Below are 14576 nucleotides of genomic sequence, written 5' to 3' on the forward strand. Positions count from 1 at the left end.
TCAGTCATTAACAATTTTGTGACATCAATTATGCCGACTGAAAAACAAAAACATTATTCAACTTGTACCTTATGTGAAGCCATGTGTGGCATAGAGGTAACCACGCAAGACAGAGACATATTGTCAATTGTAGGTGACAAGTTAAATCCCTTCAGTGAGGGGCATGTTTGCCCTAAAGCAATGGCATTAAAAGATTTGTATGAGGATCCTGAACGTATTCGTACACCTATTGAAAAATCTGCTGATGGAACAGGGTGGAAACAAGTATCTTGGGATTATGCCTTAGATAAAGTGGCAAGTAGTTTGTTTGATGTACAACAAAAACACGGAACTGAATCTGTTGCTACCTATCTTGGCAACCCCAATGCTCATAACATGGGATCCATTTTATTCGGGCCTTATTTCTACCGAGCTCTGAAATCACATAATCGCTATTCAGCGACCTCAGTCGATCAACTGCCGCACCATATTGTGAGTCGCCAACTATTTGGTCATCAGTCACAAATTCCCATTCCGGATATTGATCATACCCAACATTTTATGATTATAGGGGGCAATCCGTTGGCTTCGAATGGCAGCATAATGACGGTGCCACATATCAAACGCAGATTAAAAGCTATTCAAGCCCGTGGCGGCAAAGTGGTAGTAATTGACCCTAAAAAGTCCGAAACTGCTGACATGAGTAGCGAACATCACTTTATAAAACCGGGCACTGACGCTCTGCTGATGCTTGGGATGCTGCATACTTTGTTTCAGAAAAACCTTGTTTCAGCTGATGTATTATTAGATTTTGCTCCTGATTTATTAACTGTTGAAAAATACGTGGGGGACTATCCTGCCAAACGAGTGGCTAAACTTATTGGCATGAGCGAATCTCAGATTATTGGTTTGGTTGAATCATTCTGCACTGCAGGGCCAGCGGTGTGTTACGGGCGAATGGGAGCCAGTGTGCAAGCTTTTGGCACGCTTACTCAATATTTGATCATGTTGTTCAACATGCTTACAGGTAATTTAGACAGGCAAGGCGGCATGATGTTTACCCAGCCCGCTGCCGATTTTTTACCCCATTCAGGTCGAGGGTCTATTGCAAATTTCCATACAAGAGTGCGTCATTTGCCTGCATTTGCGGGTGAATTTCCAGTATCAGCTTTAGCCGAAGAAATGCTTACCGAAGGCGAAGGGCAAATTAAAGCCATGGTAATAGGAGCGGGTAACCCAATTTTGACCACACCTAATGGCCAGCAGTTAGATAAAGCCTTTGAGAATTTAGACTTTGTTGTGGCAGTGGATTTCTATATTACTGAAACCTCACGCCATGCTGACATTATTTTACCCCCGGTAACGGCCTTAGAGCGCGATCACTACGATATCGTTTTCCATAATTTTGCAGTCAGAAATAGTACCAAGTTTTCACCGGCTATTTTCCCTCCTGCTGAAACCAGCAAAACCGATTGGCAAATATACCTTGGTTTAGCTGAGCGCTTGGATAAGTTAAATGGTTTACCTACAGATAAGTATCAAACTCTTTGGGAGAAAGAACCTAAGGGGGTAGTGGATGACTTACTAAAAAGTGGTCGTTATCGTCATGAAGACGAAGTGTTGAGTATTGATTTATTATTGAAAAAACCTCATGGAATTGATCTTGGACCCCTGCAACCTGATTTACCCGAAGCTATTTTTCATAATGATAAAAAAATCAACTTAAGCTTTGAGTACTTTATGGCTGATTTAACCCGCCTAGACAAACACTTCTTTTCTTCTGAAAAACCGAATGATGACAGTTTGCAATTGATTGGTCGTAGGCACCTTAAAACCAATAATTCTTGGTTACACAACAGCCAACGTATGGTGAAAGGCACTAATAATGGTTGGTCGAGGTGTACGGCGCAAATTCATCCTGATGATGCGGGTAAACATAATATTCAAGACCATCAGATGATTACCGTCATTTCTAGGGTAGGGCAAGTTTCTTTGCCTGCAGAAATTACCGATAAAATCATGCCTGGAGTGATTTCTATTCCTCACGGTTGGGGACACAATAAAAAAGGCAGCCAATGGAAAACGGCTGAGCAACATGCAGGTGTGAGTGTGAATGATTTAACCGATGAAATGGTGCTGGATGAGTTATCGGGCAATGCTGTTTTAAATGGTGTGCCAGTGACAATTCGGGCAGCCTAGCTACTCATAAAAGGTTAAACATAAAAAAGCCCGGAAAATCACCGGGCTTTTTATTTAAGTTCTTTATTAAATATCAAAGATAGAAATTATCTATTTCTACCCATCTGGTCATGACTACTCACCCAATGGCCTGCAATAACTGCACAACCTAAGGAAATATCACCAGCCAGAACGGTTGCCGCAACAATTTCTGCAAACTTCTCGGCTTTGCCTTTTCCTACACAACCTAACATTTGTAAACATTCGTTTTGTGTGGGTAGCCCTGTTCCACCACCAAATGTAGCAACTATAAGTGATGGCAATGTGACCGACATATACAAATCGCCGTTGTCCAATAACTCATGTGACAACATACCTGCGTGAGATTCCACAACGTTTGCTTCATCTTGACCTGTGGCAATATATAAAGATGCTATGCCATTGGCTGAGTGTGGACCGTTATATGCGGCCCCTGCCATTTGTGCACCAGTGTTAGCTAATACTGATGCGGCAGCAAGCATTTTGGTATCGACTTTCATGACGCGGGCTAGTACTTCTTTTTTAAGTACTACCTCAGCAATTACTCGCTTGCCTCTTGAATGCAACATATTGAGGTGAGAGTGTTTTTTGTCTGTGTCCATATTGCCGGATAACATATACATACAAGGAATAGGCGAATTGGCTTTGATCCATTCACAGGCTACTAAAGTTGCCTTACCTACCATGTTTTGCCCAGCAGCATCGCCTGTGGTGTAGTTAAAACGTAAATATTTCGTCTTAGACACCGACCATTGCTGAATATGTTCAAGCTTACCGACACTAGTAGTGGTTTCTGCAGTTGCTTTGATTTTGTCAAAATTTTCTTCTATCCAATGACCGAAGTCTCTCGCTTCCCGTGCATCTTTAAAGATAAAAGCGGGCGCCCGTTGCATAAAACCCTCAACAACAGTGGTTTTTACTCCACCACATTCATTGATCACGCGCATTCCACGACTATAACTGGCAACCAATGTACCTTCAGTGGTGGCAAGAGGAACGTAAAACTCCCCTTTTGCATGTTCACCATTCACTAGAATGGGTCCTGCCACACCAACTGGCATTTGCACTATACCGATAAAGTTTTCGATGTTGCCTGGTAACACTGCAGGGTCGATACTAAATTGGCCTGTATGGGTCAGCTCTGCACCCGTTTTTTGTTTAATAAATTGTCTGCGGACCTCGGCCATTTCACTAGTGTGGTCATTTTCTGAATTACGTGGGATGCGGTTATCATCACTCATTAGCTATTCCTTCTATTTTATTGTGAGAATTAATTACAAAATGTACAGATTGTTTTTTTAATATTCACACGGTTAGCTAGAGATGACAAAGGAAATGTGATGATGAAAATCAAATAGTTAGTATTTAATTAATGGGTCTACTTTGCTTTTGTACGGTTATTGGTATCTCGGCTATTCTTTATCACTTCATCGTCTAGGGGCATTTGTGTGGTTTTAGCCAAGCGGTCGTAGAGTAATACGTTGACTGTAGCTGCCAGATTCATGCAGCCGACAGTAGGGATATATACCACATGATCACATTGATCCACTATCTCTTGCTCAATTGACCCATCTTCAGGGCCAAATATATATAAGGCATTTTCAGGATGAATAAAATTAGGCAGTGGTGTTGCGCCTTCTACCAGTTCTACTGCTACTTTCGTAAGATTTGTGTCTGTTGTTGTACAAATGATCTCATCAACATGACTGACCTTAATATTTAAATGTACATTTTTGGTGTCGGTTTGGAATGCTTTGGCCCGCGCATAACGCTCGCCTGTATAACGAATGCTTTGTGCTTGATAACAACCGGCAGCACGCAAAATGCTGCCCATGTTTTGTGGGCTTTTGGGATTAATAATAGCTAAGTGTATTGGCAAGTTACTGTCCTAGTATATTGTCGATGTTGATTAATTCTTGTTGAGTAAATGCTAAATTATCTAAAGCTGCCACACAGTCTTCAATTTGACTGACTTTACTCGCGCCAATAATAGCGCTAGTGACAGCTTGATTGTTAAGTACCCAAGCCACCGCCATTTGTGCAAGGGATTGTCCTCTTTGTACGGCGAGTTCATTAAGTTGCATGACTTTGGTGACTTTCTCTTGGCTGATATTGTCTTCGGTTAAATAAATTTGATCACTGCGTGACGCGCGTGACCCTTGAGGAACACCTTTAAGATATTTATTGGTTAAAATACCTTGGGCCAATGGCGAGAATACAATTGAGCCAACTCCTTCCTCTAACAAAACCTCTGTCAATCCGTCTTCTATCCATCTATCAAACATATTATAACTAGGCTGGTGAATAAGCAGAGGTGTGCCTAAATCTTGTAAAATACGCATGGCTTGTTTGGTATGAACCGGTGAATAGCTAGAAATTCCCACATACATGGCACGACCGGAACGCACAATATAGTCTAACGCTTGCATGGTTTCTTCAAGTGGTGTGTCGGGGTCATAACAGTGTGAATAAAACACATCAAAATAATCCAGACCGGTGCGTTTGAGACTTTGGTCACAGCTGGCAATCAAATATTTACGTGAACCACCCATGCCATAAGGTCCAGCCCACATATCGTATCCTGCTTTACTGGATACCAATATTTCATCGCGATAGGGCTTAAAACTTTTGGCCATAACCTGACCAAATGTCGATTCTGCAGAACCAAAGGGAGGGCCATAATTGTTGGCTAAATCGAAATGATTAATGCCTAAATCAAAGGCACGATGTAACATGTTTTGAGCATTTTGACTCGAGTCTACAGCACCAAAATTTTGCCATAATCCTAACGATAAGGCGGGTAATTTAAGACCGCTTTTACCGCATCGGCCATAGGACATGTTTTCATATCTATTACTAGCGGCTAAATATTGCGGATTAGGATCAGTTTTTATCATTAAGAGTTCCACTGTATAAAAATTTGAGCTAGCCTAAACCAAAGTAAACTAATTCTCAATTTACATGTATTCAATGCTTAGGATAAATCCGAATTCAATGTGATTGAGTATTCTATTTTAAAGGAGTAACAAATGAAATTTGATGCGTTTATACAGTCCATAGATATGGGGCATTGCCAAGATCAACAACAACGTGAGGCGTTGTTTGATTTAGTGTTATTCCTGATTGTTGCTGATGGAGTGATCACTGAACAAGAAACACAATTTATGCGAAATTGGTTAGATAAAATTGAGTGGACTGCGGATGTGACTAAAGAAGAATATTACACCACCATCTTGCTGAAATGTTATGCCGCTATTAAAACTAACACAGTAGACGATTATTTAACCCACAGAGCCAAATTGTTGATTGATAATGACATGAAACAACAAGCTATGCAGTTAGTTAGGGATGTTGCTATTGCGGATGGTGAGCTAGATGCAGCAGAACAACAGGCTATTAACCTGTTGTCTGAGGTCTTGGAGAAATAAAGTTGTAAGTATTGATGGTGTTTAACGCTTGTTGTTTTTTCTAGGGAATGCCTTTAACCTAAAGTCTAGTTCAAACATAAAGCCAAGGATCAAAAACATAATTAGACTGGAAGTGTTACCAATACTATAGAAAAAAATAGCGGCTATCGCTAGTAGTGGCAACACAATCCAGCGGCTTAATTTATTCATGATGTTCTCTTCCTCTGTTTTTCAAATGCTTATGATGCGATTAACCATACGTTTACTGTTAGTGATCATTTCAGTGGTTTTTGCTCTGAGTTTTAGCAGTAATAAATAAGCGAGTGGCACTAATACCAAACTGGTTAATGTAGAAAATATCAAACCACCAATAATTGAAATGGCCATGGGCGAGTAGGGTGGGCCATCGCCACCAATTCGGGTACTGCCTATTGCCAATGGCACTAAGCCTAATACAGTGGTGGCCACTGTCATCAGTATTGGCCTAACGCGCGTTAAACAGGCTTCGATGATCGCTTGTTGCACCCCGTAACCAATATTGATTAGCTGATTTATCCTATCCACCAGCACAATGCCGTTGTTCACCACTATTCCCATTAGTATTAACATACCAATCATACTCATAATCGACATATCTAAACCGGTTGCAAATAAGGCCCAAAATACCCCTGTCATTGAAAACAACAGTGAAGTGATGACAGCGGTAGGTAACAGTAATGACTCAAACAAAGCCGCCATCACAATGTAAATCATGATTAAGGCTAATAACATATTGGTTTGCATGGCATCTTCGTTTTGGTTTTGGCGTTTAATGCTGCCATCAAATGTCCAATCATAACCTGTGGGTAATTTAATATGTTGCATCACACCTTCAATACTTTTTTGAGCATCTTCCAAGGTAAAACCGTCTTGTAAATTGCCGCCAATGGTAATAGAAGTTTGGCGATAGCTACGGTTAATTTCAGAGAGTCTTGGTTTGACCTCTAATTTAGCAATCATATCTAATGTGACATTTTGGCCTGACTCACGAGTGATAGTTAAATTCTTGAGAGCGTCTACTGAATTTTGCAATTCTTGGTCGTACATTAAACGAATGCCTATCTCACCGCTATCACCGTAGCGGAAAGTACGCAGGTTTGCCCCCCGCAACGCGGTAGATACAACGCGAGAAATATCGCTGGTATTCAGCCCAAAACGAAATGCTTTTTGCCTGTCTATGACGATCTGTAATTCCTGTTTTTGACGACTGGTATCGGTTTTGACTTCTGACAGCCCTGCTACATTGGCCAATATTGGAATGATTTGTTCCGCTATTTGGCCAAGTCTCTCAGAAGAGTCGCCTATAAGAGTCATTTGAATGCCACCGCCGTTTCCTTGATCCCACTGGAACGAAGGTTTCGCCCTGACAAATTTCGGCAAGTTATCAGTGATTTGTTTTTTTACTTCTGACTGGGACACGGGCAGATCATCAATTAGGGTAATTCCTGATACAGCAAAACCCGCGGTGTAATAGGTGTAAACCTGTTTGATATGAAATTTCTCCTGATTGGCATACAGGTATTTCTCCATTTTACTCACCGTTTTTTCCACTTCTTCCAAACTAAAACTACCTTGAATGTCATAGTTCATCCACACTCGGCTTTGGTCGTCATTGTTATCATCATCACTGGTAACGTGTTGCATTGGCAGTGCTGTACTTGCAAGGATCAAAATAGCAATTAAGCTGGTTTTTCCTTGGTTGTTAAGGGACCAAGTAAGAATATGTTTATACCAAGTAGCCATTTTCCCAGGTGGTTTCGGTTGTTTGTTGTTGCCGTTTTTAGCTACTTTGGTTTTAATTTTGGTTGAAAGTAGTGGGATCAGAGTTTGAGAAATCAATAACGATGCAAATAATGAGATACAGATTGCAATGGCAACATGTTCTAAAAAGATAGTGATGTTGACCTTAGCGCCGACAATATTTGGTAAAAAAACGATAGCAGTAGTGATAGTTCCAGCGATGACGGCTAAGCTTACTTTACCCACCCCGGCTTTTGTGGCGGCAATAACATCTGGATTTTTCTCCTTTTCTTGTGTGATACTTTCTGTCACCACCACAGCATTATCTACCAACATGCCTACCGCCAACATCAGTCCCATCATAGATAGAATATTGATGGTATAACCCATCATGTACATGCAACCTAAGGTAATACAAATACTAAAAGGCACAGATAACACCACTAATAAGGTACTCGTTACATTACGTAGAAAGGCGTAAAGAACAAGTAGTGATAATAATGCGCCAATCATACCGGCATTGAGTAAGTCGGAAAGAGACTCGGTTACACTCTCTGCTTCGTTCTGCATAATAAATAAGTGGATGCCATTAAAAGCTGGGTTTGAGTTAGCATCTTCAATCACCTTTAACACTTGACTGGATACCTCAACCATATTACTGGTCGATTCGCGAAAAATGTTAAATCCTACTGCATAGGACTGATCCAAATGACGACCTTCAGTGCGCTTTGGTTTTTCGTATTTTACTAAAGCAATATCGCTAAGGTGCACGCCCTTTTTAACCATCAGGTCACGGATTTCCTGCAAGCTAGTAAACTCACCCTGAGGATTGACTGTGATTTTTTGCTCAATATCAGAGTCAATAAAACTGCCTGCTGTAAGGGAAAAGTTGGCATCACTTAAAGAGCTCGCCAATTCATTGGTATCAACTTGCAGCGCTGCCATCAGTTGTTGATCTAAACGAATAGATATTTGCTTTTTTGTGACTCCGTAAAGTTCGACTTTAGACACGCCCGCCACTCTTTCTATTGGCCGCTTTAAGTTCCGCTCAAGTAAGTCGTAGGCGCTAGAAAGGTCACGTTCGCTAGACACTCGCAATGAAAAAATGGGCATGTCGTTGGTGTTAAATTGATATACCAATATCCGTTCTACATCGTCAGGCAAGTCTGCCCTTATGGCATCTATTTTTTCTCTTGCTTCAATGCCTTTGGCTTTTAGATTTTCATCCCAAGCAAACTGCAATTGAATTTCAGCACCTTCTTCAGAAGAACGAGAACGCAAACGTTTGATGCCAGACATAGTAGCTAAAGCTTCTTCTACTGGCCGAGTGATCATTTTCTCCACTTCCACCGGTGTCGCATCATTGTAAGGAATACGAATAGATATTTCCGGAATATCAATGCTGGGGAATTTTTCCAGTGGTAATAGCTGACTGGATATAATGCCAAATACCAACATAGATAAAAACAACATCATAATAGTGACTGGGCGTCGTATGGCAAAATCCGCTAATGCAGATCCCGCACTTTCGAACTTATCCATACATTGTCTCCCCATCATCTGTACTTATTGGCAATTCCTTTGATTGTTTTTCAAACTGCTTACGGTCAAATAAACTGTAGATTACAGGGATAAAAAATAAGGTTAGAAGGGTGGCAAAAAGTAAACCATAAATAACAGTGATGGCCATAGGTGTACGAATTTCAGCCCCTTCTCCTAACCCGACTGCCATAGGTAGTAACCCTAATGAGGTCGTAAGAGTGGTCATTAAAATCGGTCGTAGGCGACTTTGTGCGGCGTCGATGATAGCCGCGGTTTTTTCTAGTCCAGAGGCACGCAATTGGTTAATTCGGTCGATTAATACTATGGCATTATTCACTACAATACCTGCTAGCATAATTAGCCCAATAAAGACCACTACGCTGATATTAGTGCCTGACAGGTACAATCCATAAATAGACCCTGCACAAGCTAAAGGCACAGTAAATAAAATCAGTAATGGGTGTAATAATGACTCAAATTGAGAGGCCATGACCAGGTACACTAAAAATATCGCCAGTGCTAAGGCAAACTGTAAAGATTGAAAACTGTTTTCCATTTCTTCACTTTGTCCGGCTACTTTAGCTTGCATGTTTAAAGGCAATTTTAACGTATCGATATGTTGTTGTACGGCTAATACCGCTTCGTTTAAATCACCATAATTTAAATTGGCTGAAACTACTGCAACCCGTTCTTGACCTATTCGGGTGATTTCACTTGGACCAATTGACATACTTATGTCTGCCACTGCTGCCAAAGGGATAGAGGGTCTAGCACCTGGATTAACGATCATTTGGCCAATATCAGCAATAGAATCCCGTTGTTTTTCAATGGTTCTGACGAGGATATCGACTTTGCGGTCTTCAATACTGTATTTTGTCGCTACTTCTCCGCCAATTTTTGCAGAAATAAGTTTAGACACATCGGGTGCATTGATACCAAGCTGGGCGAGCTTTCCATGGTCGAATTTTATTTTAAGTTCTGGATTACCTGATTGTAATGAGGACTTCACATCGGCGAACCGTTTATCACTTTGCATGATAGTTGCCATCTTTTGACTGTATTTACTCAAATTTTCAAGATCATAACCCACGATTTGTACCGCTAAAGGTGTAGCAAAAGTAAACAATGCAGGTTTACCAAATTTACTCTGAACCCCCGCTTGTTGTGACAAATAACCGCGCATTTTGTCCATCACTAGTTGATTTGTCGCAGCAGAGCTATCGGTTTGCATCACCACATTTAATTTGCCCCAATATTCACCACCTTGACTGGCTGATACATTCATTAAACTTCCTGTCCCCGCTAAAGCATAGGTGCGCTCTACGCCTTCAAGGTCAGCTGTAAAGTTAGCTAAGCCAGCAATTACGCGGTCGGTATTTTCTAATTGGGAGCCTGTGGGTAAGTTGATTTCCACATAAAACTCACCTTGAGACATATCTGGGATCAACTCCATACCTAGCTTAGGTAATAACAACACTGACGCCAAAGAAACCGCAATCACCGCAGTCACAACCAACAGGCGAATACCTAATGCCTGTTTAAGCGCAGCCAAGTAGGTTTTTTCGACTTGTTTAAAACTTTTGTCAAATATCCATAATAAGGGCTGGAACAAAGTACCAAATACTTTACTTAATAGTCTGAATAACAAAACGATTAAGGACGTAATAACAAAGGGTATAAAATGGAAAATCAATTGAACTAGCCAATACACTGGCAGTGATAAATAATGAAAAAACCAGCCTGTCTTGGTTGTTGGAAGAGTTTTTTCGAGGCTTCCACCTAAATCTAAGGTTGGTTTATTTTGTGTCTCATCTGTGGATTTCTCTCTTGCGGCCAACATAGGTATCAATGTTAGAGCTACGACTAGCGATGCAGCCAAGGCAAAAGTAACGGTTAAGGCTTGGTCGCTAAACAGCTGGCCGGCTATGCCTTCAACAAAGACTAATGGAAAAAATACGGCCATGGTTGTTAATGTTGATGCGATGATGGCCATGGATACTTCTTTGGTACCGATGATTGCAGCCTGTTTGAAATTTTTGGTTTTAGTTTTATGCTGAGCAATGTTTTCTAACACTACTATGGAGTTATCGACAAGTAGGCCAATAGCCAGCGCGATACCCCCTAAACTCATAATATTTAAACTAATATCATTGCCATACATAAGATTAAATGTGGCAATAATTGAGACAGGAATGGAAATAGAAATAATCAATGTTGACCAAATGTTTTTCAAAAACAGATACAACACCAACATAGCCAGCAAACCACCAATAACAGCGGCTGATTTTACTTCGTTAATTGCACTGGCAATAAACCTAGATTGATCGTATACCAACTGCAACTGATATTGACTGGGTATGTCATCTTGCAATTGAGCAATGCGAAACTGTACATTTTCGGCTACTTGTACAGTGTTCGCATCGCCTTCTTTATAAATCGCTATTTCTACGCCTTCAAAACCATTAAAACGGTTCATAGAGGTGGGCTCTTTGTGAGCATCTTGCACTGTGGCAATGTCACCTAAACGAATATTTCTGCCTTCTCGATTAGCGATAAACAGATCACGTATCTCGTCTAAGGTTTGAAATTGATTTAAGGTGCGCACTAAATACTCTTGTGAGCCATCTTTTACTCGGCCACCAGAGGAATTGACGTTTTCATCTTTTAAACGTTTAATAACCTCACTAACAGTGATGTTCAACTGACTGGTTTTTTGTTGGTCAACCAGTACCTGAATTTCATTTTCTAAACCACCACCTACTTTAACCGATGCCACACCCACTACTGATTCGAGTTGCCGCTTAATTTGTTCTTCGGCGTATATCCGTAGTGCTTTAATACCTTGGTCAGTTAAGGCTATTTGCTGACTGTCTTTTGTTGCTAGGGGCTTTGAACCTGTTGTGGCATTTGCGTCATTGACAACTTTGGCACCTCCTAAGCCAAAACGCATGACTGGATCTAAGCTAGGATTAAAGCGTAATAATAATGGCTTTTTTATATCCAAGGGTAATTGTAGCGTGTCTAGTTTTTCCCGTACCTCAAGGCTGGCTAAGTCCATATCTGTGCCCCACTCAAACTCAAGTAACACATCAGATTGACCGGCTTTTGAAGTTGAAGTGACGGTGCGTACACCTTTAACCACACCTATAGTTTCTTCAATGGGTTTGGATACCAGTTGTTCTATTTCGCCCGGTGCTGCGCCAATATAATCTGTGCGGATAGTCAGGGTAGGGTAGGACAATTCCGGTAACAGGTTTATCGCCAGACGCGATAATGAAACCATACCAAATAAAATAACTGCAAAGGTAAACATCCATACTGTGACTGGCCGTTTGACCGCAATCTCAACAATGTTCATAAGACGCCCCTTAACCTTTAGTTAATTGACTGGATGTTTTCTGAGCAAGTTCTACAGTTTCGCTTTGGCTATCGTCATTATTGACAATTTCAACAGGGGCCTGATCCCTAAGGTTTTGATGCCCTGTGATAACCACATTTTCAGTACCTGATAAGCCACTTAATATTTCTACCACTTCACCCTCTTGATAACCAACAGTGACGGCCATTTTACTTGCAATGCCATCTTTAACCACAAACACATTGATACTATCGTCTATAGCAAGTAACGCTTTTCGTGGAAGGAGCACCACATTTTGTTTGGTGTCGTAATTTAGTTTAACTTGAGCAAACATCCCTGATTTGAGTAAGTTATCAGGATTAGGTACTCGTAATGTGACTTTAAACGTCCCGGTTTTTGAATCAATAACTGGACTAATACGTTCGACAAAGGCAAGAATATCGTCACCATCAAAAGCAGTTAAGTCTAAAGATGCTTGTTGTTCTTTATGCACTTTAGATAGCTCCTTTTCAGGTAAATAGACAATTCCATATAGTTCTTTTTGTTGAACGATATGGAACATTCTTTCACGTTGAAAAGACTCACTTAGATTACCTACTTTTGCATTTCGTTCAGCAATATAACCGGATATAGGCGCTGTTATAGTTGCTTCCTTTAAATCCAGCTCGGCAAGAGAGCGAGTGGCTTTAGCTGATTCATATTGAGCGGTCAGTTTGTCATAAGTATCGTCACTGACTAATTTCTTATTGTATACCTTATTAATCTTTGACAACTCTTTCTCAACACCTACTAAATCTGCTTTTGCTCGGTCGAGGTTCAAGTGATAACGACGGGGTTCAATTTGCGCCAATATTTGCCCTTTTTCAACATAGTCGCCTTCTTCTACATAAATATGCTCGATTATTCCTGAAGCTCTTGGCACAACAAAGGCTTCTTCTTTTGCTTCTAAAATCGCAGTAGTCGCATAATTTGACGAAATATGACCTATCGACAATGGTGCGACTTCAACTGGAACCGAGATAACGACTTCTTGGGTGTCTTCATCTAAGGCCTCGGCTTCACCACAACCACTAAGCAGGCTAACTGATAGCAGGATAGGCAGTATCGAAAGTAGTCTAAGGCCAACCTTTTTATTTATTATTGATTCCATTTTGGGTTTCCTGAAAAGCAAATTTAAAGTTAATAGTGAGTAAGTATATCTGGGTATAGTATCAGTTCTTGTCTGACATGTTGTAGTAGGTTTAGCATTGACTATGCCAACCCAATAAAATTCATATAAAACAGCTAGATAGTAGAATTATGTAAATAAAATGCGAGTTTGCAATTGTAACCATTAGTGATATTCACCATTTGTTGGTTTAAATGATTAATTAAATACGCTTAAAATAAATAACCCTTTTGATTACCTGACCCGTTAGTAAGGCAAACACAGCGGCTTTTAATTAGTTATCAAGAGAGCAATTCAAATGAAGAACCAAAACATCAAGCAAAGTCAGTGGTGGCAGCCTGCCGCCCCCTAGAGGAAGAATTAATATGGGAATCTATGGCTGATACTCATAGCATGGTTAACCGTTCCGTTTCTCATGCGTCGCAGCTGCGTATCAAACATCTCAAACCATCCATAGTGAATAGCGAAAACTACCAGCACTATCAAGAAAATGGGATTAAATCAGTATTGCAGGATCCTGTTTCAACTTTCTCTATAGATGTGGATACAGGTAGTTACACTAATATTCGTAGAATGATTAATCAGGGCATATTCCCTCCTGCAGATGCCATAAGAATAGAAGAGTTTGTCAATTATTTTGATTACGATTATTCCCAACACCATGCAAATAACTCAGGAACCCCTTTTAGTATTAATACCTCTATCGCTGCTTCACCATGGGCAGAACAATGGCATATTATGGCTATTGATTTAAATGGCTTTAGTCCAGATGTTAGTCAGATTGCAGGGCGAAATCTGGTGTTTTTATTAGATGTGTCGGGCTCGATGAATCAGCCCCACAAAATTACCACTGTTAACCCGTTCACTCGACTTGTTAACAGGGCAGTTAGGGGAACAATATAATGTTTCAATTCTGGTATATGCTGGTGCGTCGGCCGTCGTATTTGAGCCTACTGCCGGTGATCAAAAAGCTAAACTAAAGCAAGCACTGGCAAGTTTGCGGGCAGGTGGTTCAACCAATGATCAGGCAGGAATTGAACTCGCTTACACTATGGCATAACAGGCCTTCATCAAAGGTGGTGTAAATCGAGTTATCTTAGCTACAGACGGTGATTTTAATGTAGGT

General features: G+C 40.7%; 10 protein-coding genes. 3 read left to right on the forward strand and 7 right to left on the reverse strand.

From position 1 onward, the window contains the following. Window positions 1-30: 30 nt before the first annotated feature. A complete protein-coding gene (locus tag CXF95_RS09300) occupies window positions 31-2178 on the forward strand; it encodes a molybdopterin-dependent oxidoreductase (RefSeq protein WP_198556538.1) in 2148 nt (715 codons plus the stop codon). A gap of 86 nt (window positions 2179-2264) precedes the next feature. Here CXF95_RS09300 and CXF95_RS09305 read toward each other — a convergent pair whose 3' ends face one another. The 3 genes from CXF95_RS09305 to CXF95_RS09315 form a co-directional block, all read right to left on the reverse strand. Beyond that, complete coding sequence (locus CXF95_RS09305) at window positions 2265-3437, reverse strand: hydroxymethylglutaryl-CoA reductase (RefSeq protein ID WP_101198399.1); 1173 nt, start codon at window positions 3435-3437, stop codon at window positions 2265-2267. Window positions 3438-3574: 137 nt separating this feature from the next. After that, entirely contained in the window at window positions 3575-4075 is a 501-nt protein-coding gene (locus tag CXF95_RS09310; RefSeq protein ID WP_101198400.1) for an RNA methyltransferase, read from the reverse strand. A gap of 1 nt (window position 4076) precedes the next feature. Beyond that, entirely contained in the window at window positions 4077-5093 is a 1017-nt protein-coding gene (locus tag CXF95_RS09315; RefSeq protein WP_101198401.1) for an aldo/keto reductase, read from the reverse strand. 132 nt (window positions 5094-5225) lie between these two features. On the opposite strand from CXF95_RS09315, the gene CXF95_RS09320 reads away from it, so the two are divergent. Beyond that, the gene (locus tag CXF95_RS09320; RefSeq protein ID WP_232787743.1) at window positions 5226-5624 is read left to right on the forward strand and encodes a TerB family tellurite resistance protein; all 399 of its coding nucleotides are present in this window, start codon (window positions 5226-5228) and stop codon (window positions 5622-5624) included. Window positions 5625-5645: 21 nt separating this feature from the next. On the opposite strand, the gene CXF95_RS29560 is transcribed toward CXF95_RS09320, so the two are convergent. From CXF95_RS29560 to CXF95_RS09335, 4 genes are read right to left on the reverse strand one after another with little or no spacing between them, the layout of a single operon-like run. Continuing rightward, on the reverse strand, window positions 5646-5813 hold the full coding sequence (locus tag CXF95_RS29560) for a hypothetical protein (RefSeq protein WP_157828118.1): 168 nt from the start codon (window positions 5811-5813) through the stop codon (window positions 5646-5648). Window positions 5814-5834: 21 nt separating this feature from the next. Beyond that, window positions 5835-8924, reverse strand: coding sequence for an efflux RND transporter permease subunit (locus tag CXF95_RS09325; RefSeq protein WP_101198402.1), 3090 nt, complete (start codon window positions 8922-8924; stop codon window positions 5835-5837). Further along, a complete protein-coding gene (locus CXF95_RS09330) occupies window positions 8917-12282 on the reverse strand; it encodes an efflux RND transporter permease subunit (protein ID WP_101198403.1) in 3366 nt (1121 codons plus the stop codon). The genes CXF95_RS09325 and CXF95_RS09330 overlap by 8 nt, the downstream gene beginning before the upstream one ends. Window positions 12283-12292: 10 nt before the next feature. Continuing rightward, window positions 12293-13432: an efflux RND transporter periplasmic adaptor subunit gene (locus CXF95_RS09335; RefSeq protein ID WP_101198404.1), complete on the reverse strand. Its 1140-nt coding sequence runs from the start codon at window positions 13430-13432 to the stop codon at window positions 12293-12295. Between the two features lie 393 nt (window positions 13433-13825). On the opposite strand from CXF95_RS09335, the gene CXF95_RS09340 reads away from it, so the two are divergent. Then, the gene (locus CXF95_RS09340) at window positions 13826-14353 is read left to right on the forward strand and encodes a von Willebrand factor type A domain-containing protein (RefSeq protein WP_157828119.1); all 528 of its coding nucleotides are present in this window, start codon (window positions 13826-13828) and stop codon (window positions 14351-14353) included. Window positions 14354-14576 lie beyond the last annotated feature (223 nt).

It is taken from the genome of Paraglaciecola sp. MB-3u-78 (assembly GCF_002835935.1).
Lineage (GTDB): Bacteria > Pseudomonadota > Gammaproteobacteria > Enterobacterales > Alteromonadaceae > Paraglaciecola.